The 19,396-nt window shown below is 74.0% G+C and carries 19 protein-coding genes, 1 tRNA gene and 1 pseudogene; 17 read left to right on the top strand and 4 right to left on the bottom strand.

Annotated features, from left to right (window positions below; genetic code table 11):
• Window positions 1-3 precede the first annotated feature (3 nt).
• The 5 genes from nadD (at window position 4) to MHY49_RS06685 (ending at window position 2,881) form a co-directional block, all read left to right on the top strand.
• Window positions 4-612 (top strand): nicotinate-nucleotide adenylyltransferase, encoded by a 609-nt coding sequence (gene nadD / locus MHY49_RS06705; RefSeq protein WP_152352816.1) that lies wholly within the window; start codon window positions 4-6, stop codon window positions 610-612.
• Window positions 605-1,732: a hypothetical protein gene (locus tag MHY49_RS06700; RefSeq protein ID WP_239203283.1), complete on the top strand. Its 1,128-nt coding sequence runs from the start codon at window positions 605-607 to the stop codon at window positions 1,730-1,732. Before nadD ends, MHY49_RS06700 begins: the two co-directional genes overlap by 8 nt.
• On the top strand, window positions 1,729-2,103 hold the full coding sequence (gene rsfS / locus MHY49_RS06695; RefSeq protein WP_152352818.1) for a ribosome silencing factor: 375 nt from the start codon (window positions 1,729-1,731) through the stop codon (window positions 2,101-2,103). Before MHY49_RS06700 ends, rsfS begins: the two co-directional genes overlap by 4 nt.
• Window positions 2,100-2,735 carry a histidine phosphatase family protein gene (locus tag MHY49_RS06690; protein WP_239203282.1) on the top strand — a complete coding sequence of 212 codons (636 nt, stop codon included), beginning with the start codon at window positions 2,100-2,102 and terminating at the stop codon, window positions 2,733-2,735. The genes rsfS and MHY49_RS06690 overlap by 4 nt, the downstream gene beginning before the upstream one ends.
• 73 nt (window positions 2,736-2,808) lie before the next feature.
• Window positions 2,809-2,881 (top strand) — tRNA-Ala (locus MHY49_RS06685).
• 124 nt (window positions 2,882-3,005) lie between these two features.
• Here the strand turns inward: MHY49_RS06685 and MHY49_RS06680 are convergent.
• Window positions 3,006-4,034: a pyridoxal-phosphate dependent enzyme gene (locus MHY49_RS06680; RefSeq protein ID WP_239203281.1), complete on the bottom strand. Its 1,029-nt coding sequence runs from the start codon at window positions 4,032-4,034 to the stop codon at window positions 3,006-3,008.
• A 288-nt stretch (window positions 4,035-4,322) separates the two neighbouring features.
• On the opposite strand from MHY49_RS06680, the gene MHY49_RS06675 reads away from it, so the two are divergent.
• From MHY49_RS06675 to MHY49_RS06660, 4 genes are all read left to right on the top strand, one after another.
• Window positions 4,323-5,528: a sensor histidine kinase gene (locus tag MHY49_RS06675; RefSeq protein ID WP_239203280.1), complete on the top strand. Its 1,206-nt coding sequence runs from the start codon at window positions 4,323-4,325 to the stop codon at window positions 5,526-5,528.
• A complete protein-coding gene (locus MHY49_RS06670; RefSeq protein ID WP_239203279.1) occupies window positions 5,525-6,187 on the top strand; it encodes a response regulator transcription factor in 663 nt (220 codons plus the stop codon). Before MHY49_RS06675 ends, MHY49_RS06670 begins: the two co-directional genes overlap by 4 nt.
• Before the next feature lie 179 nt (window positions 6,188-6,366).
• The gene (locus MHY49_RS06665) at window positions 6,367-6,744 is read left to right on the top strand and encodes a hypothetical protein (protein WP_239203278.1); all 378 of its coding nucleotides are present in this window, start codon (window positions 6,367-6,369) and stop codon (window positions 6,742-6,744) included.
• Between the two features lie 232 nt (window positions 6,745-6,976).
• Window positions 6,977-8,710 (top strand): sulfite reductase flavoprotein subunit alpha, encoded by a 1,734-nt coding sequence (locus MHY49_RS06660; protein WP_239203277.1) that lies wholly within the window; start codon window positions 6,977-6,979, stop codon window positions 8,708-8,710.
• 57 nt (window positions 8,711-8,767) lie between these two features.
• Here MHY49_RS06660 and MHY49_RS06655 read toward each other — a convergent pair whose 3' ends face one another.
• Window positions 8,768-9,274, bottom strand: a complete 507-nt coding sequence (locus MHY49_RS06655) for a DUF6314 family protein (RefSeq protein WP_239203276.1) — start codon at window positions 9,272-9,274, stop codon at window positions 8,768-8,770.
• Window positions 9,275-9,664: 390 nt separating this feature from the next.
• Here MHY49_RS06655 and MHY49_RS06650 point away from each other — a divergent pair, with 390 nt between their 5' ends.
• The 6 genes from MHY49_RS06650 to MHY49_RS06625 all read left to right on the top strand — a co-directional run bounded on the left by MHY49_RS06650 (window position 9,665) and on the right by MHY49_RS06625 (window position 16,429).
• Window positions 9,665-11,194, top strand: a complete 1,530-nt coding sequence (locus tag MHY49_RS06650) for an MDR family MFS transporter (protein WP_239203275.1) — start codon at window positions 9,665-9,667, stop codon at window positions 11,192-11,194.
• Between the two features lie 34 nt (window positions 11,195-11,228).
• Window positions 11,229-12,074, top strand: a complete 846-nt coding sequence (locus MHY49_RS06645) for an HAD family hydrolase (RefSeq protein WP_239203274.1) — start codon at window positions 11,229-11,231, stop codon at window positions 12,072-12,074.
• Window positions 12,071-13,153, top strand: a complete 1,083-nt coding sequence (locus MHY49_RS06640; RefSeq protein ID WP_239203273.1) for an FAD-dependent oxidoreductase — start codon at window positions 12,071-12,073, stop codon at window positions 13,151-13,153. The genes MHY49_RS06645 and MHY49_RS06640 overlap by 4 nt, the downstream gene beginning before the upstream one ends.
• Window positions 13,154-13,251: 98 nt before the next feature.
• The gene (locus tag MHY49_RS06635) at window positions 13,252-14,112 is read left to right on the top strand and encodes a siderophore-interacting protein (protein WP_239203272.1); all 861 of its coding nucleotides are present in this window, start codon (window positions 13,252-13,254) and stop codon (window positions 14,110-14,112) included.
• 10 nt (window positions 14,113-14,122) lie between these two features.
• The gene (locus tag MHY49_RS06630; RefSeq protein ID WP_239203271.1) at window positions 14,123-14,845 is read left to right on the top strand and encodes a DNA-3-methyladenine glycosylase I; all 723 of its coding nucleotides are present in this window, start codon (window positions 14,123-14,125) and stop codon (window positions 14,843-14,845) included.
• A gap of 168 nt (window positions 14,846-15,013) precedes the next feature.
• Window positions 15,014-16,429: an O-acetylhomoserine aminocarboxypropyltransferase/cysteine synthase family protein gene (locus tag MHY49_RS06625; protein ID WP_239203270.1), complete on the top strand. Its 1,416-nt coding sequence runs from the start codon at window positions 15,014-15,016 to the stop codon at window positions 16,427-16,429.
• Here MHY49_RS06625 and MHY49_RS06620 read toward each other — a convergent pair.
• Together MHY49_RS06620 and MHY49_RS06615 are read right to left on the bottom strand one after the other, a co-directional pair.
• Window positions 16,392-16,574: a hypothetical protein gene (locus MHY49_RS06620; protein WP_239203269.1), complete on the bottom strand. Its 183-nt coding sequence runs from the start codon at window positions 16,572-16,574 to the stop codon at window positions 16,392-16,394. The genes MHY49_RS06625 and MHY49_RS06620 overlap by 38 nt on opposite strands.
• 122 nt (window positions 16,575-16,696) lie before the next feature.
• Window positions 16,697-18,181, bottom strand: coding sequence for an NAD(P)/FAD-dependent oxidoreductase (locus MHY49_RS06615; protein WP_239203268.1), 1,485 nt, complete (start codon window positions 18,179-18,181; stop codon window positions 16,697-16,699).
• Window positions 18,182-18,300: 119 nt separating this feature from the next.
• Between MHY49_RS06615 and MHY49_RS06610 the strand changes: the two genes are divergently transcribed.
• Together MHY49_RS06610 and MHY49_RS06605 are read left to right on the top strand one after the other, a co-directional pair.
• On the top strand, window positions 18,301-18,882 hold the full coding sequence (locus MHY49_RS06610; protein ID WP_239203267.1) for a hypothetical protein: 582 nt from the start codon (window positions 18,301-18,303) through the stop codon (window positions 18,880-18,882).
• Window positions 18,879-19,396 (top strand): annotated as a pseudogene (locus MHY49_RS06605) (hypothetical protein); the annotation flags it as partial. The gene MHY49_RS06610 and the pseudogene MHY49_RS06605, both read left to right, overlap by 4 nt.

The following is a 19,396-nucleotide window of genomic DNA, read 5'->3' as shown; positions in this document are numbered from 1 at the left end:
CGCATGGAAGGGCAGCCTCGCCGGATCGGCGTGATGGGCGGGACGTTCGACCCGATCCATCACGGCCACCTGGTCGCCGCGAGCGAGGTGCAGAGCGTCTTCGGGCTCGACGAGGTCATCTTCGTGCCCACGGGTCGGCCGTGGCAGAAGTCGGACAAGGTCATCTCCGACCCTGAGCACCGGTACCTGATGACGGTCGTCGCGACCGCCGCGAATCCGGTGTTCACGGTGTCCCGCGTGGACATCGACCGTCCGGGCGCGACCTACACGATCGACACCCTGCGGGATCTGCAGCGCATGCATCCCGACGCGGACCTGTTCTTCATCACCGGTGCGGACGCCCTGCAGTCGATCCTCACCTGGAAGGACACCCGGGAGATCTTCGAGCTCGCCCATTTCGTGGGCGTCACGAGGCCGGGCCACGAGCTCGAGACCGAGGGCCTGCCCGCGGACCGGGTGACGCTCATCGAGGTCCCCGCGATGGCGATCAGCTCGACCGACTGCCGCATCCGCGTCGCCGCCGACCAGCCCGTGTGGTACCTGGTCCCGGACGGCGTAGTGCAGTACATCAACAAGTACGCCCTGTACACAGGAGGTGAGGGCGGTGAGTGAGAACGACGCCCCGCAGGCGCCGAGGCGCCACGGTCGACGTGCCCGCCAGCTGACCCCCGAGGAGACCGCCGAGCAGCGGGCCCTCGCCGCCCAGCACACCGGCGAGCTCCCGGCCGCCGGCGACGACGGGAGCCCCGCTCCGGAGTCCGACGCCGCAGCCGGCACGCCGGATCATGGCGCTGACGGCTCGTCCTCCGATGCCCCGTCCGCTGATGCGCAGCCCTCCCAGGAGTCCTCGGACGAGGCCGCCGCGGTCGAGGAGGCCCCCGGCGCCGGCGCCGGCGCCGGCGGAGATGCCGACGCCCCCGGCGCTGACGCCGTGACCGCCGACTCCGCGGCCGGCGGTCCCGCGGCTGCCGATCCCGAGCCGGCCGACAGCCCGACCTCGCGCACCGATGCCGCAGGTCCGACGTCGGGCGCGCCCCACCATGCGGCGTCCACAGGCGGTGCCGGTGCGCACGGCAGCTCCACCAGGGCGGGAGCGCTCCCGGCGGGCCGGCCGTCCTCGCGCGGTGCGATGGCCGCGCCGACGGCCGACGCCCCCGTCCCGAAGCTCCGCAAGTTCGGCAAGCGCGCCCGGATCATCGAGGTCGAGCCCGAGGAGCCGAGCCCGTCGGCCGCCCCCGCGCCGACCGCCGACTCGGACACCCACGCCCCGGACGCCGAGCGCGCGACCGCCGCCGACGACGCGGGCGCCCCGTCCCAGGGCACGACGAACGAGGCCGCGACGAACGAGGCCGCGGCGAGCGAGGACGCGGGCACCTCGACCCTCACGGTCGAACGCGACGCCGACGGCGTCGAGCTCGGTGAGATGGGCGTCGGCGAGGCGCCGGGTCCCAAGCCCGCGCCCCGCTTCGAGGGCCGCGTGCTGAACCGCCCCGAGCAGGGGCGCGGCAAGCCGCTGCTGTGGGTCGTGTGGGTGCTCATCGCCCTCGCGATCATCGCGCTCGTGGTCCTGCTGGCCACGGGCGTCCTCGGCCCCGGGACCGACCAGGCCCTGGCCGCCCCGCTCGGAGCCCTGCACTCCGACGTCCTTCCTTCCGACACCCTGCACGGGGCGGCGTCCGCCGCCTCAGCCTCGACTGCCGTCCCCACCGACCTGGAGGTCACCTCCGCGTGAGCGCTTCGCCCGAATCCCTCGACCTCGCCCGTGCCGCCGCGCACGCGGCCGCCGACAAGCTCGCCGAGGAGATCATCGGCCTGGACGTGTCCGAGCAGGTCGTGATCACCGACGTGTTCGTGGTCTGCAGCGGCTCCTCCGAGCGCCAGGTCAGCGCCATCGTCGGCGGCATCGAGGGGGACCTCATCAAGGAGCACCGCCGCAAGCCCCTGCGCCGCGAGGGCGAGCGCGACGCCCGCTGGGTCCTGCTCGACTACGGCGACGTCGTCGTGCACGTCCAGCACGCCGAGGACCGCGCCTTCTACGCGCTCGAGCGCCTGTGGCGGGACGCGCCCGTCGTCGACCTGCAGGTCGAGGGCGCCGGCGCATGACCGACCCGCGCGGCCGCCTGCTGCTGGTGCGGCACGGGCAGACCGACCACAACGTCCAGGGGCGTCTCCAGGGACAGGTCGACATCCCGCTGAACGAGACCGGGCGCGAGCAGGCCGCCGCCGTCGCGCACGCGCTGTCCCGCCACACCTTCGACCTCGTCATCAGCTCGCCGCTGGCCCGCGCCCGCGACACGGCCCGCGCGATCGCAGACGCTGTGGGCGCGGCCGAGGTGGAGACCGAGGCCGCCTTCATCGAGCAGAGCTTCGGGAAATGGGAGGGCCTCACGGGCGAGGAGATCCACGAGGGCTGGCCCGAGCTGCACGCCCAGTGGCGCGCCGGCAGGACCGTCCCGGGCATCGGCATTGAGGACCGCGAGAGCGTGGGGGAGCGGTTCGCCGTCGCCGCGCGGACGCTGATGGCGGAGAACCCCGGGGCGACGATCCTCGTGGTCTCCCACGGCGCCGCGATCCGCGCCGGGATCACCACCCTGATCGGCCTGGACGCGAGCGCTTTCCACGGCATCGGCGGCATGGGCAATTGCCACCGCAGCCTGCTCGAACCGCTGCACTCCGACCCCACGGGGAAGGCGATGAGGTTGCTGTCACACAACGTCCCGGCCGATTTCGCATGAGCTGGCCGAGGTTGTAGACTCGTCGAGTCGCAAGGCCGGACCGAGAGGTCAGAGCCGGATCGGCACCCAGTACGGGGCTATGGCGCAGTTGGTAGCGCGCTTCCATGGCATGGAAGAGGTCAGGGGTTCGAATCCCCTTAGCTCCACTCGAGAAACCGTGAGACAGTGACTCGTCACGAAGGCCCCCACCGGATGGTGGGGGCCTTCGTCGTGTCCGGGACGCTCGTAGGGCGGCCGGACCGGACGTCGACCGTCGGCCCCGCGGCCCTGTCACTGCCCGAGATCGAGCTCCCGCAGGACGTCCGCCGGCACCAGTGACTCCGGCTCGTCGACCTCGAAGCCGTTCTCGCGCATCCACGCGTCGTCGAAGAGCTTCCCGAGGTACCCGCGCCCGTGATCGGGGAGCAGGACGACCACCACCGCGTCAGCCGGCAGGTCACGGGCCGTGCGCAGAGCGGCGACCACGGCCATGCCGCTCGAGCCGCCCACCAGCAGACCCTCCTCGCGGGCGAGTCGGCGCGCCATCGCGAAGGACTCCGCGTCGGGGACCCGCTGGAGGCCGTCGACGACCTCGGGGTGGTAGGTCTCGGGGACGAAGGTGACGCCGACGCCCTCGATGAGGTTCGCGTGGATCTGCTCGGGATCATCGGGGTCCGCCGAGTAGATCGACCCCTCCGGGTCCGCGCCGATCACCTGCACACGACCCCCGGAGGCCTCCTTGAGGAAGCGTCCCGCGCCGCTGATGGTGCCTCCCGTGCCGATGCCGGCGACGAAGTGCGTGACCGCGCCGTCGGTGTCGCGCCACACCTCCGGTCCCGTGGTCTGGAAGTGCGCGAGCGGGCCGTTCTGGTTCACGAACTGGTTGGGCTGGAAGGCGCCGGGGATCTCGCGCGTCAGCCGATCGGCGACGCTGTAGTAGGAGCGCGGATCCTCCTTCGCCACCGCGGCCGGCGTCACCACGACCTCGGCGCCGTAGGCCGTGAGCACGGCGCGGCGGTCGGGCCCCACCTTGTCCGGCACCACGAAGACCGTCCGGTATCCGCGCTCCTGGGCGACCAGAGCGAGGCCCACACCGGTGTTGCCGCTCGTGGGCTCGACGATCACGCCTCCCGGGCGCAGTCGGCCCTCCCGTTCGGCGGCATCGATGATGGTGCGGGCGATGCGGTCCTTCGAGGACCCGCCCGGGTTGAAGTACTCGACCTTGACCAGGACGGTCGCGTCGATCCCCTCGGCGACGCGCTGCAGGCGGATCAGGGGAGTGGAGCCGATGAGATCGGCCGCGGACTGGGCGAAGTGCACGAGTGGTGTCCTCTGGACGGGGTGCGGCGGACGGCGTCGACGCCGCACGGTGGTCGATGGATCGTCGGGCGCGCTCGGCGGGGAGCGCGGGCGCGCTCGGGCCGAGCGCAGGCGCTCAGGGACGACAACGACAGGTCAGCACGGCGTCACCGTAGCCCGCCGCGACCGCGCGAGGCAATCGGAGCGCTCCGGCCCGACGGCCCGTGTCCCGGTCTGCTCCCCCGGGAGCACCGTCGCATGCTCCCGGGGGACGACGACCCGGCGCACGCTCCGGCGTAGCCTTCGAGCATGCGCGCGAGAGACGGGGCGGATCCCGCGCCCCGCCCCCGGGGACGACGGGGCCCGGGGCGCGTCGTCGCTCTGCTCCCCGCACTGGTCGCGTTCCTGATCCAGGTGCCGCCGACGCTCGCCATCGGCGTGTGGACGGAGACGGCCCCCGCGGTCGTCGCTGCGCGGACCGCGGCGGCGGCCCTCTCGGCTCTCGCCCTGCTCGCGATCTGGACGCGTCCCGGGCCGACGGTGATCGTGATCGCGCCGCTCGCGCTCGTGCTGCTGTTCCTGCCGCCGCCCTTCGGCCCTCCGCCGGTCGCGCTCGGCATCGCGCTGGTGATCGCGCTGGTGCGCGCCGCCCCCGTGTGGGCGCTCGCGACGGCGTGCACGACCTGGGCGGTGGGCGTCGTGCTCGCGGAGCTGCTGTGGCCCTCGGGAGCACCCCAGCGGATCATCGCCGGGACCGTGATGCTGGCCGTCTGCCTCGGCGTCGGCATGGGCATCCGCTCGCGCGCCGAGCGGATGCGGAGACGGGAGGCGCTGCTCGAGCAGCGGCGGCGCGAGGCGGAGCAGTCCGAGCGGGACCAGATCGCCCGCGAGCTGCACGACGTCCTCTCCCACTCGCTCTCCCAGATCTCCGTGCAGGCGGGGATGGGACTCCACCTGTTCGACAGGGACCCGGCGAAGGCCCGCGAATCCCTCGGGAACATCCGCCGCCTCGCGGGCGGCGGCCTCGAGGAGGCCCGCGGCGTGCTCGCGACCCTGCGCGGCGAGGAGGCCCCGCTGACCCCCGAGCCGCAGCTCGCGGACCTCCCCGCGCTCCTCGACCAGCACCGGGGGCTCGGTCTCGCGATCACGCTGGACAGCGACCTGGACGGCGTGGACCCCCTCGGCACGGAGTCCCATGGCACGGAGCCCCGCGCCGGGGATGCTCCGGCGGGTCGGACCCAGGCGACCGCCGTCCGCATCGTCCGCGAGGCGCTCACGAACGTGGTGCGGCACTCCGGCGCGGAGGCGGCCGAGGTCCGGCTGCGGCGCGAGGGCGGCGCGCTCCGGATCGACGTCGCCGACGACGGAGTCGGCACCGCGCTCGCTCATCCGGGGGCGGGGATCCGCAGCATGAGGGACCGCTCCGAGCTGCTCGGAGGCACCCTCTCCCTGGGGCCCGGTCCGCAGGGACGCGGGACGGTCGTCACCGCGCGTCTTCCCTGGGGGCACACATGATCCGCGTCGCCATCGCCGACGACCACCAGCTCGTGCGCGGCGGCTTCCGCGCCCTGCTCGACGCCGAGGAGGACATCGAGGTCGTCCTCGAGGCCGCCGGCGGCCGGGAGCTGCTCGCGGCGCTGCGCAGCACCCCGGTGGACGTCGCCCTCGTGGACATCCGGATGCCGGAAGGGGACGGGCTCTGGGCCACCGAGCAGATCGCCGCCGATCCCGCGCTCCGCGCGCTGCGCGTGGTGATCGTGACGACCTTCGAGCTCGACGAGTACGTGGTGCGGGCGATCCGCGCCGGCGCCGCGGGCTTCCTGGTCAAGGACACCGAACCGGCCGACCTGATCCGTGCCGTGCGGGTCGTGCACGACGGCGGCGCGCTGCTCTCGCCGGGCATCACCCGGCTGCTCCTGGACCGCGCGGCAGGGGGCCTGCGCGAACGCCCGGACCCGACCGCGCTCGGCGAGCTCACCGAGCGCGAACGGGAGGTGCTGCGCCTGGTCGGGGAGGGGCTGAGCAACGAGGAGATCGCCGGCAGGCTCGTGCTCTCCCCGCTCACCGCGAAGACGCACGTCTCGCGGATCATGCAGAAGGTCGGCGCCCGTGATCGCGCGCGCCTGGTCGTGCTCGCCTACGAGACGGGCCTGGTGCGCCCCGGCTGGAGCTGATCAGGTCCGGCTGGAGCCGGCGAGGTCCGTCTCGAGCTGGTGAGGGGCCCGGCGCGCGGCGTCTGCTCCCGGGGGAGCAGACGGAGTGTCTCCCGGGGCGGGATGTGCGGAGGGCCCGTGGCCGGTTCGCTGGAGGCATCGGGTCGCCGCAGGTGCGGCCCCTGTCGGAAGGACATGCCATGCACACCGCGTTCACCACCGCACTCACCGCGACGCCCGCCGCCCCTCTGCTCGCCGACGGCGGAGCCGGACCCTGGGGCGCCCATCCCGTCGGCCCTTTCTTCCTGCTCGCACCGCTGTTCTGGCTCGTGATCCTCGTGGTCGCGGTCGTGCTGCTCACCCGCGGGCGCCGGCGCTGGTCCGCCGAGCGCCACGAGGAGCGCGAGCAGCGCCGGATCGAGGAGCGAGCGCGTCGGGCCGACGAGGCCCTCGCGCCGCTGCGCCGGGCCGAGCTGACCCTCGCCGAGCGCTTCGCCCGGGGCGACCTCGAGGAGGCCGAGTACCGCCAGCGGCTCGAGGTGCTGCGCGCGAGCGCCGCCCTCACCGAGAGGAGCTGAGCGAGGACTCGGGGGCCTCGTGGGGGACACGCCGGGGTCGACGCGATCGCTGACCCCGGCGGGACCGCCCGGGCTGGGGTGTGACCCACGGCATCTGCAGCGCTCCGCGGGGATCCGTAGTCTGGAGGCACGCCCCACGAGGAACGGAACTCCGTCTGCCCTGGAGGCGATCGCCACGACCCGCTGGACCACCACCGTCGCCGCCCACGAGACCGGCCCGAGCGCGCAGCCCGTGCTCCACGTGCTGTACGCGTCCGAGACCGGGAACGGTGAGGAGCTCGTCGAACGCGTCGCGCCGCCCGCCGCCCGCGCCGCCGGCATCGGCGTGCGCGTGCGCGAGATCGACGCCGTGTCCCTCGAGGAGCTCGCGCAGATGCGCTGGGCGCTGTTCGTCGTCTCCACCACGGGTCAGGGCGATGTCCCCTACGACGCCGAGGAGCTGTGGGACGCGCTGATCGCCGCGGACGCGCCGGAGCTCGACCAGCTCCGCTTCGGGGTCCTCGCCCTCGGAGACCGGGTCTACGCGGACTTCTGCCAGGCCGGCATCGAGTTCGACGACCGCCTCGCCGAGCTCGGCGCGCAGCGCCTCGTCGAGCTCGTCACCTGCGACTACGACTACGAGACGCCCGCCTCGCGCTGGCTGCGCGAGGGGATCGATGCGGTCGCCCGTGACATGGCCGAGGCCGCCGGAGGAGCGGACGCCGGGGAGCCGACGAGCGCGGAGCCGGGCCCGAGCGGTCCCGGTTCCGCGCCCGCCGGCCCCCAGGACACGGAGCCCGAACCGCTGCGGATCCCCGACCCTGCGGCCCGGACCGACGGGACCGCGATCGTCGAGGACGTGCGGGTGCTCACCGACAGGGATCCCGATCGGGAGATCCTGCACTGCACCCTCGCGCTGCCGCCCGCGCTCGTGGCCGCGGGACCCGACGGCGACGGACCGCCCTGGCAGGTCGGCGACTCGCTCGATCTGCTCGAGCCCAACGACCCGCGCCTCGTGGCCGCCGTGCTCGACCGGCTGCGGATCGATCCGGACCAGGTCGTGGAGGACGGGACGACGAGCATCACCGCCGCGCGTCTGCTGACCGAGAGGCTCGAGCTGCGCCAGCTGCCGCGATCGCTGGTGGAGGCGATCCAGGAGCGCACAGGGGACGACGCCCTCGGACGCCTGCTCGCCGGGCGCGCCACGAACTTCGAGCGCTGGCGATGGGGACGCGACCTGCTCTCCGTCCTCGAGGAGGCTCCGCAGCTGCAGGCCGACGCCGAGGACCTCGCGCGGTGGCTGCGCCCGCTGCAGACGCGCGCCTACTCGATCGCCTCGAGCCCGCGGACGGACGCGGGCCGCGTGGACCTCACCGTGCGGACCCTCCGGTACGAGCGGGACGGCAGGACCCTCGAGGGCACCGCGAGCGGCGCCCTGTCCCGGCTCGCCCGGGGCGCTGGGGACCATCCCGACGGGAACCCGTCCCTGGAGGTCCTCGTGCGGCACCGCCCTGCGCCGGGATTCCGTCTGCCCGACGACCCGTCGGCCGATCTGGTGATGATCGGCCCCGGCGTGGGCGTCGCGCCGTTCCGCGGGTACCTCCAGGAGCGCAGCGCCCGCGGCGACTCGGGCCGCAGCTGGCTGCTGTGCGGGATCCGCGAGCGCACGACGGACCTGCTGTACGCGCGGGAGCTCGAGGCATGGCGGGACGACGGCGTGCTCACGCGTCTGGACGTCGCCGAGTCCCGGGCGGCGGACGGAGCCGAGTACGTCCAGCACACGATGGATCGACTCGGCCCCGAGCTCTTCGCATGGATCGACGCAGGAGCGCATCTGCACGTGTGCGGCGATGCGCGCGAGATGGCGCCCGCCGTGCGACTCGCCCTGCGCGCCGTCGGCTCCCGGGAGCTCGGCTCCCCGGAGCGGGGCGCGGCCTGGGTGGCGCGGCTCCAGGCCGAGCACAGGTACCGGGAGGACGTGTACTGAGCCCGGGCGGCGGCGCCACTGAGCCGCAGGCCTGCGCAGCCCCGGGCCCGCGGAGTCTCAGCCCTGCGGAGCGGTGAGGGAGCTGTGGATCGTCATGTCCTTGGCCGGGCCGGTGACCTCCCAGGTCACGTGCCATTCGCGCTCGTCCCGGATCTCGACGAGGCCGTCGTAGCGGTCCTCGCCGCAGGGGTGCATCACGGCCCGTCCGGGCGTCCAGGGGTGGAAGTCCCGGCCGTCGGCGAACAGGACCATCCAGTCCTCGTCCGGGGAGGCCGCGCCGCGCTGCCCATCGAGGGGGCGGGCACGGCGCTCGATGAGGAGCTCGCGTCGCACGGGGATCGGCCGAGCATCCGCGGCGCCGCGGACGAGCACACCGCTCTCGCTCCAGACGATGCGACCGTCCTCGCGCATCGAGATCTCGGTCGTCCCGGTCACCTGCAGGATCTCGCGGGACAGGCGGTCCTCGATGCGGCGGTTCAGCAGCCAGTCGCCGAGGAGCGCCAGCGGGCTCGCACCCGGCGATGTCCGAGGGGTCGGCCGGAGGGCATGCCGCGGGTCGCTCACTCGTCGAGGCTATCGAGGGCGTTGCGGAGGCGACAACATCGGTCCGGTGCCCTCCCCACGGGGCGTGCGCTCACCGAGGCGAGCGCGGCCCGAGGTCGGGCGCGTCCTCGGGAAAACCCCCGTGACGCGAGGGGCCCCGGACCGCGATACTCGTGGACGGGGCGATCGGCATCCTCGGTCCGGACCACGGGAATACCGCCTGATCCGCCGACGTTGCCCGAAGTGCCGCTCGCGTCGACGCCAGGCGCCGGTCCACGGCGTCCGCCGTCGGCCTCAGCGCTCCCGCCCTTCCCGCAGGGCCGTCGGCCCCGCCGATCCGGCCGCGGGCCCTCGACGACCCACCGGCGCCCCTCACCCGCGAGCGCGCCGCCGCCCTGACCCAGGAGCCCCATGTCCCCGCACGAGACCGCGCCCTCCCCGCAGCCCGCCGCGCCGCCGGCCACGGGCATCGATCCCCAGGGCATGCGCGTCATCTGGCTGCTGCTGGTCGCCGCCTTCGTGGCGATCCTCAACGAGACCACGATGGCGATCGCGATCCCGCACCTGAACAACGACCTGGACATCGCCCCGGAGAACGGGCAGTGGCTGACCAGCGGCTTCATGCTCGTGATGGCCGTGGTCATCCCCACCACCGGCTTCCTCCTGCAGCGGTTCACGACGCGCCAGGTGTATCTCTTCGCCATCAGCGCGTTCTCCCTGGGCACACTCGTCTGCCTGCTCGCGCTCGGCTTCCCGATGCTGCTGCTGGGCCGCGTCGTGCAGGCGATCGGCACCGGCATCATGATGCCGCTGCTGATGACCACGATCATGAACGTCGTGCCCGCGCACTCGCGCGGACGCATGATGGGCCGCGTGGGCCTCGTGATCTCGCTGGCCCCCGCCATCGGCCCGACGCTCTCGGGCGCTGTCCTGGACACCCTGGGCTGGCGCTGGCTGTTCGGGATCGTGCTGCCGATCGCGCTCGTCGCCCTGCTGCTCGGCGCCCGCTGGATGACCAACCTCGGGGAGACCCTGCGCGCCCCGCTCGACGTGCTCTCGGTGATCCTCTCGGCCCTCGCCTTCGGCGGCCTCGTCTACGGGCTGAGCCTGCTGGGCTCGGCGCACGAGACCGCGGGCGGCGGAGCGAGCGCGACCATCCCGGGCCTGGGGACCCAGGGCACGGCGATCGTCCTGATCGTCGTCGCCCTCGTCGTCCTCGGCCTCTTCTGCCTGCGCCAGATCTCCCTGCAGCGCGCCGACGACGCCCTGCTGGACCTCCGGGTCTTCCGCTCGCGCACCTTCACGCTGGCCGTGATCATCATGGGCGTCGTCGCGATGGCCATGTTCGGCACGCTCACCCTGCTGCCCCTGTACCTGCAGAACGTCGCGGGACTGGACGCCCTCATGTCGGGCCTGATCCTCATGCCCGGCTCGATCCTCATGGGACTGCTGGGGCCCGTGATGGGCCGCGTCTACGACGCCAAGGGCCCGCGCGTCCTCCTCGTGCCCGGCACGATCGTGGTCGCGGGCGCCCTGCTGTTCTACTCGACGGTGGGCGAGGACACCGCCTGGCCCGTGCTGATGATCGTCCAGACCCTCATGTCCGTGGGCCTCGCGATGACCTTCACGCCGCTGTTCTCCGCCTCGCTCGGCTCGCTCCAGCGCCGGCTGTACTCCCACGGGTCGGCCGCGCTGAACACGCTCCAGCAGGTGGGCGGCGCTGCCGGCGTCGCCGTCCTCATCGGCCTGTACTCCTCGATCCTCCATCAGGGGGAGGCCGACGGCCTCTCGACCGCGGCGGCCGGCGCCCCGGGAGCGCGGGCGGCCTTCCTCGTCGCGGGACTGATCGCCCTGGTGCCCGTGGTGCTCGCCTGGTTCATCCGCGCGCCCGAGGAGGCCGAGGAGGAGCCGCAGCAGATCCCCGTCGAGTCCGCCGCCTGAGCGGCGCGACGTCGCGGACCGCAGAATGGACGGTATGACCACCCCGGCCTCAGCACCGCCCGAGCGCTCCGCCCCCGCCGCGGGGACCCTCGGCCTCGATCTGGACGCGACGCTCATCCACGGGCCGCTGGGGACCGTGATCGCGGACCTCGATGCGCAGGTCGCGCGCGAGCAGGGGATCGTGGGCCTCCACGACCAGGTGATGGCCGAGGCGCAGCGCCTGTTCGCCGAGGACCCCGCCGCGGCCTACGACTGGCAGGCGACCCTCGCCCGGGTGGCTCGCGAGCGCGGTGCCCGGCTGCCGTTCGACATCGTCGAGCGACTCGAGGAGGTGGCTCCCGCGCGCACCCGACTCCTCGAGGACGACGCGCCGGAGGTGCTGCGGGCGCTGAAGGCCGACGGCTGGCGACTCGTGGTGATCACCAACGGGTGGCGCCGCTATCAGGTGCCCGCGCTGCGGGCCGTCGGCCTGCTCGACCTCGTCGACGATCTCGTCACCGCCGACTCCGCCGGTGCCCCGAAGCCCGATCCGGTGATGTTCGCGAGCGCCCGGGGAGGCGCACGCAGCGGCGACGGACCCCTCGTCCACCTCGGGGACCGGCTCGACGACGACGTGCTCGGCGCCCATGGCGCGGGCGGCGCGGCGGTTCTCTACTGCCCTTCGGCGCCCGCCGAGCTCCAGGGGCCGACGGGTCCTGCGCCGGCGGCCTCGCCCGGCACGTCGCCCGTGCGCGACGACTCCTTCTCGGAGTTCCTCCGCGTTCTCGCCGCGCGTCAGCAGGCGCGCGTGGACCTCGACGACCCGCGCGCTCACCCGGAGGCGGTGATCTCCGGGATCAGGGATCTCCCCGCCGCGCTCCGAGCACTGGCGCTCCCGTGAGCGAGCAGCCCGTCACCCGCGAGGCGGACGTGGTGGTCATCGGCGGGGGACAGGCGGGCCTCAGCGCCGGCCACCACCTGCTGCGCCGCGGCGCCGACGTGATCATGCTCGACGCCGAGGACGGCCCGGGCGGCGCCTGGCGACATCGCTGGGACTCGCTGACCATGGCGACGGTCAACCACATCGCCGACCTCCCCGACATGCCGCAGGGCACCGTCGCCGCGTCCGAGAGCGCGAACACCGCGGTCCCCGCCTACTTCGCCGAGTTCGAGCGGCGGGACTCCCTCCCGATCGAGCGACCCGTCCGCGTGACCGACGTGCGCTCCGAGGACCCGGACGCGGGGATCGAGTCCCCGCTGCGCGTCGAGAGCGTGGACGGGGAGGGGAGGGCGCTCACGCCGATCCGCACGCGCGCGGTCGTGAACGCGACCGGCACCTGGAGCAATCCGTTCGTCCCCTTCGTGCCGGGGATCGGCACCTTCTGCGGCCGCATGCTGCGCACCGTCGACTACCCGGGCGCCGCGGCCCTCGCGGGGCGGCGGATCGGGATCGTCGGCGGCGGGATCAGCGCCACCGGCTTCCTCGCCGAGCTCAGCGAGGTCGCGAACACCTTCTGGTACACGCGCCGGGAGCCGGTCTTCCGCGAGGGAGGGTTCACCCCGGAGATCGAGGGCCGCGCGGCCGTCGCGATGGTCGAGGAGCGCGTGGCGCAGGGACTCGCCCCGCTCAGCGTGGTCTCCGTGACCGGCCTGCCCTGGAGCCCGGCCCTTGCGGCCGCCGACGCCCGGGGCGCACTCGCGCGGCGACCGATGTTCACGCGCATCGTGCCCGAGGGCGTGATCGAGGCCGACGGCACCACGACGCCCCTGGACGTCCTGCTCTGGGCGACCGGCTTCCGCGCGGCCCTGGACCACCTCGCGCCGCTGCACCTGCGCGCCCCGGGCGGCGGCATCCGGATGGACGGCACTCAGGTCGCGGACGACCCTCGCATCCACCTCGTCGGCTACGGCCCCAGCTCCTCGACCATCGGCGCCAACCGCGCCGGCCGCGCCGCCGCCCGGCGCCTCCTGCGCAGATGACGTCCCGTCCGGGGCCGGCCCCGATTTAACGCAAGGGACGTGTGGCGATAATCCCTCGGCCCTGCAGGGGGTCGGCGGTCTGCCGTACTGTCGGAGGCATGAGCGACGCCACAGGAACCGGGACCGCAGCACCGAACCCCAGGGACCGGGGGAAGCGGCCCCCGCGCCCCCAGGCGGTCCTCGAGGTGATCGGCAAGCAGCGGATCACGCCGAACCTGCTGCGCGTCGTCGTCGGCGGTGACCAGGTCAGCGTCCTGAACGACAACGACTCGACGGACAAGTACCTCAAGCTCCTGCTCCCGCAGCCGGGCAGCGGCCTGCAGCCGCCCTACGACATGGAGGGCTTGCGCGAGACCTCGCCCGAGTCCCTGCCGTCCCGCCGCACCTACACGGTGCGCTCGTGGGACCGCGAGAAGCAGCTGCTCGCGCTGGACTTCGTGCTCCACGGCGAGGGCACGATCGACGGGATCGCGGCCGCCTGGGCGGACGCCGTCCTGCCCGGCGACGTGGTCGCCGCGAACGGCGCCGGCGGCGGCTACGCTCCCGACCCGGAGACGGGCTTCCACGTGCTGATCGGCGACCACTCGGCGCTGCCCGCCATCGCCTCCGCCCTCGAGGCCATGGATCCCTCGGCCCGCGGCATCGCCCTCGTCCAGCTCGATCACGCCGAGGACCAGCAGGACCTCGAGCACCCCGAGGGCGTCGAGCTGCGCTGGCTGATCGGGGATCGCGAGCAGCTGGTCACCGAGACCGAGGGCCTGGACCTCCCGGCCGACGGACTCCAGGTCTTCGCCCACGGGGAGCGCGGCATCATCAAGCGGATCCGTCGGAACCTCGTCAAGGAGCGCGGCATCGACCGCTCCCTCATCTCGATCTCCGCCTACTGGGCCGCCGGTCGCGTCGAGGACCAGTTCCAGGCCGAGAAGCGCGAGCCCGTCGGCCGCATCGACGAGGACTGAGCACCGCCGCATGAGCGATCCGAGCGAGGACCTCGTCGTCGGCGAGGACGGACTGGCCCGCCCCGTCTGGGCGAGCCGCCACGAGGACCTGCGCGAGTACTACGACACCGAGTGGGGCATGCCGCGGCGCACCGAGGCCGAGGTGTTCGAGCGCCTCGCGCTCGAGGGCTTCCAGTCCGGCCTCTCCTGGGCCACGATCCTGCGGCGCCGCCCCGGATTCCGCCGCGCCTTCGCGGACTTCGACCCCGAGGCGGTCGCCCGCTTCGAGGAGGCCGACGTGGAGCGCCTGCTCGCCGACGAGGGCATCATCCGCCACCGCGGCAAGATCGAGGCGACGATCGCCAACGCCCGCGCGACCCTGGCCCTGCGCGGGGCCGAGGGGACCGGAGCCCGCGGCGACCTCCCGCGCGGCTCGACCCTCGCCGATCTGGTCTGGAGCTACCGGCCGGGGACGAGCCCCGCGCCGCGCACCGCCGCCGAGGTGCCGACGACCTCCGCCGAGTCCCGCGCGCTCGCGAAGGAGCTCAAGGCCCGCGGATTCCGTTTCGTGGGGCCGACCACGATGTTCGCCCTCATGGAGGCGCTCGGCGTGGTCGACACCCACCTGCTGGGCTCCCACCGGCGCGGCAGCTCCGGCCTCTGGGACGAGACGGGCGCGCGTCGAACCTGGCCGGCGCGCGTCGAGCCTGACCGGCTCAACTCGAGCCTGAACCGCGCGAGACGCGAGTCCTGAGTCCGACCCGCGCGAGCCGCGCACCCCGTCCCCGACCGCCACGTCCGGTGCGCGGGGACCGCATGTGCGGTCACACGTGGTCACACTCCTGGGCGCCCGACCCGTGTGCGCGCGAGAGTGGCCGGGAGCGGCGTCCTCGGCCCCGTCGGCCGCTCGGGAGGAGAGGTCATGTCCACGACATCGGTGCACGCGGGCTGGGACGCGCGCGACGCCCACGGCTCGCTCGTCCCCCCGATCTATGCCACCAGCGCCTACGCCCACAGCGGCCACGCCTCTCTCAAGGCCCTCTTCGCCCGGGAGAGCGAGGGCTTCGCCTATTCCCGCTCCGGGAACCCCACCACGGCCGTCCTCGAGCAGCGGATCGCCGCGCTCGAGGGCGGGATCGGCGCGATCGCCGTGGCGAGCGGGCAGGCGGCCACGACGATCGCGCTGTGCGCCCTGCTGGAGCCGGGCACCCATGTCGTGGCCTCCTCCCGCCTCTACGGCGGGACCACGGAGTTCCTCGGCGACACCCTCGTCGACCTGCAGGTGAGCTGGAGCGCGGTCGACCCCTGGGACGTCGACGCCTGGCGCACCGCGATCCGTCCGGAGACCCGCGTCGTCCTCCTCGAGTCGATCGCCAATCCGGGGGCCGAGCTGGCCGACCTCGATGCCATCAGCGCGATCGCCCACGAGCACGGCGCGGTGGTGGTGGTCGACTCGACCCTCGCGAGCCCCGCCCTCTACCGTCCCGGCGAGCACGGGGCCGACGTGGTGGTGCACTCGGCCACCAAGTACCTCGCCGGGCACGGCACCACGATCGCCGGGCTCATCGTGGACACGGGCTCCTTCGACCCGCGTCGATGTCCCGAGCGCTGGCCGCGCCTGACCACACCCAACGAGCGCTTCCACGTGACCTTCGCCGATGAGTACGAGGACGGCGGCTCCGGGCTGCTGGGCTTCGCCCGCACCAAGTACGTCACCGACTTCGGCGCCACCCTTCCCGCCCAGAGCGCCCGCGACGTGCTCGTGGGCATCGAGACCCTCGACCTGCGCCTGGAGCGCATCAGCGCTCACGCCGAGCACATCGCTCGCAGCCTGCAGGGCGCGGAAGGGATCGTCCGCGTGAACCACCCGTCGGCCCCCGGGCGCGCCGACGCGCACCTCGCCGCGCGCGACTTCCCGCGCGGCACCTCGGGAGTGTTCTCGATCGACCTCGAGGGCGGGGAAGCAGCGGCCGCCGCCTTCTGCGATGCCCTGAGCGTCTTCACCCTCGCCGTGAACATCGGCGACGTCCGCTCCCTGGTCTGCCACCCGGCGACCACGACGCACTCGCACCTGAGCATGGAGCAGCGGGCGGCCTGCGGGGTGGGCGAGGGCACGGTGCGCCTCAGCATCGGCCTCGAGGACGTCGACGATCTGCTCTCGGACCTGCAACGGGGCCTCGCCGCCGCGCGCACGGCGCGCGACGCGGAACCGGGCGACGCGGAGCCGGGAGGCGCGGAACGGGGAGAGGTGGAACCGGGAGACGCGGCGCCGACGGACGTGCCGGATCGTGCGTCGGTGCTCAGCGGCGCGGGCGCTTCCCGCTCGCGAACTGCTTGACGCGCCCGAACCAGCCTCCGCCGCTCACGGCGTGCCCGACCCCGCCGCCCACCGCATGCCCTGCGGAGGCGCCGAGGATCCGGTCGTTGCAGCGCTCGCACAGCACGCGCCCCGTGAACGACCTCCGGGCGCGGCTGCGGATCACTCTCCTGCACTGTTCGCATCGCTGAGCCATGCCACGAGTGTGCCCCAGCGGGGCAGATCCGTCGAACGCGCCGCGTGCCTCGACCGGTCGGCTCGCTGGGAGTGCGCAGTGTCCTCGCGCCGTCAGGCGCCAGGACCGAGGTCGGGGGCCCGACGGATCCCGAAGCGCTCGCGCAGGACGCGCCGCGCGGCGAAATGGCCGTTGAGGCCATGGACCCCGGGGCCCGGAGGCGTCGCCGACGAGCACAGGAAGTGGCCGTCGTCCGAGAGCCGGTAGGGGTCCCACACCGCGCGGGGCCGCGCGATCATGCGGTACATCGTGATCGTCCCCATCGCGATGTCGCCACCGACGATCGCCCGGTCGTGCTCGCCCATGCGCGCGGCGGGGATTCCCCTCGCGGCGACGATCGTATCGCGGAATCCGGGGGCGCTCGCCTCGATCTGCGCGATCACGGCCTCGGTGGGATCCTCCATGCCGCCGACGGGCACGTGCGCGTACGCCCAGATCGGCCGCAGACCGCCGACCTCGCGGGAGGGATCGGCGACCGCCGGATCGCTCACGAGCACCACGGGACGCTCGGGGATGCGGCCCGCGAGCACCTGGTTCTCGGCCGCGGCGACCTGCTCCCTGGTGCCGCCCAGGTGCACGGTCCCCGCGCGGCGCACGTCCGGATGCGCCCACGGGATCGGCCCGCTGGACACCAGATCCACCTTCGCCGCGGCTCCCGCGTGCCCGAGGCCCCGCAGGCCGCGGGCGGTGCGGCGGGGGATCGTGCGGCCGAGGATCCGCGCGGCGTCGTCGGCGCTCGTGTCCAGGAGCACGGCGCGCGCGGGCGGAAGATCCGCGAGCGATCGCACGGGGCGGCCTGCGATCGCGCTGCCGCCGTGGGCTCGCAGGTCCTCGAGCAGGGCATCGGCGATGGCCTGGCTGCCGCCGACAGGGATCGGCCAGCCGCCCGCGTGCGCGAGCGCGGCCAGGAGCAGGGAGACCCCGGCGCCGGCCAGCGACGGCAGGGGACTGATGCCGTGCGCGGCGACCCCGGTGAGCAGGGCGCGCGCCCTCTCCGTGTGCAGGGGCGCGTCCCAGGCCCGGGTGCCCTGCTGCAGCACCCGCAGCCCGAACCGGGCGCCGGCCGTGAGCCCGGCGGGGGAGAGCACCTCCGAAGGGATCGAGCGCTTGTCGCCGAGAGCGAGGGCGGTGACGGCGTCGGCATGTCGGGCGAGGGGCTCGAACATGCGGCGCCACGAGGGTCCGTCGGGCCCGAGCCCCTCGACGGTGCGCTCGAGGTCGTGCCAGGCGATGCCCGCGTCGCCGCCCGGCAGCGGCTGGGCGTAGGAGACCTCGGGCACGATCGTGCGCACGCCGCGCGCCGCGAGGTCGAACTCGCGCAGGAACGGACTCGCGAGCGCCATCGGGTGCACGGCCGAGCAGATGTCGTGGACGATCCCGGGGGCGAGGCCGAGGTCGAGCGTGCGGGAGCCGCCGCCCAGGGTCTCCTCGGCCTCGAGGACCTGCACGCTCAGCCCCGCACGGGCGAGGGTGACCGCCGCCGCGAGCCCGTTGGGCCCGGAACCGACGACCACTGCGTCCAGCGAGGGGGAAGCCATGCTCGAAGCCTAGTGGTCGGGGCAGGGGCGTCGCGCGCGGACCCCGGAGGTCCAGGTCGCGGGGCGTGACCGGCGTGGGGTTCGGCCCGGCCGCGTCCGCGTTCCCTATCGTGGGCGCAATGACCGAAGATCCCGCGTCCCCTCGCGATCAGCCCACCGGGCGGAGCGCCGATCAGCACCATGATCCGGGGATCGGCCCCTCGGCGGCCGGGATGCCGGGAGCCCCCGGCGGCACGGTGCCGCGCGTGCGGCGGACGCGCGTGCGGCGCATGGGCCCCGTGGGCCTCGCCTGGCGGATCCTCGCGATGGCTGCGGGACTGGCCGTGCTGACGGCCGCGCAGATCGGACACACCGACGACCTCTTCCCGTTCAGCGCGATGGCCATGTTCGCCCAGCCCCGCGACCCGGACGGCGTCGTCGACGACACCTGCCTCGAGGGCACCCGCGAGGGCAGCGACGAGGTCCTCCCGATCAGCTTCCCCGACGCCGGCATCGCGCGCTCCGACGTGGAGGGGAACCTGCGCGGGATCCGCGAGGACCCCCAGCGCCTCGCCCCGCTCGCCCGGGCCGTCGACGCCCACCACCCGGACGAGCCGCAGCTGACGAGCCTCACCGTCTGCAGCGACCGCTATCACCTGCGGTCAGGCGCGCCCGACGGCCCGCCCGAGCACGTCGCCCTGGTCACCTGGGAGGCGCGATGAGCACGGCGACCTCGACGGGCACGAGCACACCGCCCCGCGCACGGCGAGGGGCGGGACGGCTGCTCGATGTCCTCACCCCGGCGATCCCCCTCGCGCGTCTTGCAGTGATGCGCCGTCTGATCAGCGCGTTCGTCGTCTTCGACGTGCTGCTGGTCTCGAACGATGTGATCGGCCACGCGGCGAACCCCGAGTACTTCCGGCCCACGGCGCTCGCCCGCCTCCTGCACCTTCCTGCGGTGACGCCGGTGCTCGGCTGGGGACTGCTGGTGGTCATCCTCGTCTCCGGGGCCCTGGGCGCGCTGGGGCGCGCGCCGCGCGCGAGCGGCGTGGTGCTCGCCGTGAGCTTCTGGATCTGGATGCTCTACTCCCAGGGCTACGGCTACATCAGCCACGACCACGTGGCGCTCATGGTCGCCGTGGCCGTGCTGCCTACCGCCGGCATCGCGAGGACCCGATCCGACGGGGCAGACGGGGTCGACGGGGTCGACGGGTTCGGTGGGGTCGACCTGTCTCT

It is taken from the genome of Brachybacterium sp. ACRRE (assembly GCF_022346485.1).
Classification (GTDB): domain Bacteria; phylum Actinomycetota; class Actinomycetes; order Actinomycetales; family Dermabacteraceae; genus Brachybacterium; species Brachybacterium halotolerans.
The sequence above is the reverse complement of the archived record's forward strand: the minus strand, read 5'-3'. Positions and strand labels throughout refer to the sequence as shown.

Coding starts and splice junctions, on each gene's coding strand:
- nadD (WP_152352816.1), top strand. CDS start 4: ATGGAAGGGCAGCCTCGCCGGATCGGCGTGATGGGCGGGACGTTCGAC.
- MHY49_RS06690 (WP_239203282.1), top strand. CDS start 2,100: ATGACCGACCCGCGCGGCCGCCTGCTGCTGGTGCGGCACGGGCAGACC.
- MHY49_RS06675 (WP_239203280.1), top strand. CDS start 4,323: ATGCGCGCGAGAGACGGGGCGGATCCCGCGCCCCGCCCCCGGGGACGA.
- MHY49_RS06670 (WP_239203279.1), top strand. CDS start 5,525: ATGATCCGCGTCGCCATCGCCGACGACCACCAGCTCGTGCGCGGCGGC.
- MHY49_RS06665 (WP_239203278.1), top strand. CDS start 6,367: ATGCACACCGCGTTCACCACCGCACTCACCGCGACGCCCGCCGCCCCT.
- MHY49_RS06650 (WP_239203275.1), top strand. CDS start 9,665: ATGTCCCCGCACGAGACCGCGCCCTCCCCGCAGCCCGCCGCGCCGCCG.
- MHY49_RS06645 (WP_239203274.1), top strand. CDS start 11,229: ATGACCACCCCGGCCTCAGCACCGCCCGAGCGCTCCGCCCCCGCCGCG.
- MHY49_RS06635 (WP_239203272.1), top strand. CDS start 13,252: ATGAGCGACGCCACAGGAACCGGGACCGCAGCACCGAACCCCAGGGAC.
- MHY49_RS06630 (WP_239203271.1), top strand. CDS start 14,123: ATGAGCGATCCGAGCGAGGACCTCGTCGTCGGCGAGGACGGACTGGCC.
- MHY49_RS06625 (WP_239203270.1), top strand. CDS start 15,014: ATGTCCACGACATCGGTGCACGCGGGCTGGGACGCGCGCGACGCCCAC.
- MHY49_RS06615 (WP_239203268.1), bottom strand. CDS start 18,181: ATGGCTTCCCCCTCGCTGGACGCAGTGGTCGTCGGTTCCGGGCCCAAC.
- MHY49_RS06610 (WP_239203267.1), top strand. CDS start 18,301: ATGACCGAAGATCCCGCGTCCCCTCGCGATCAGCCCACCGGGCGGAGC.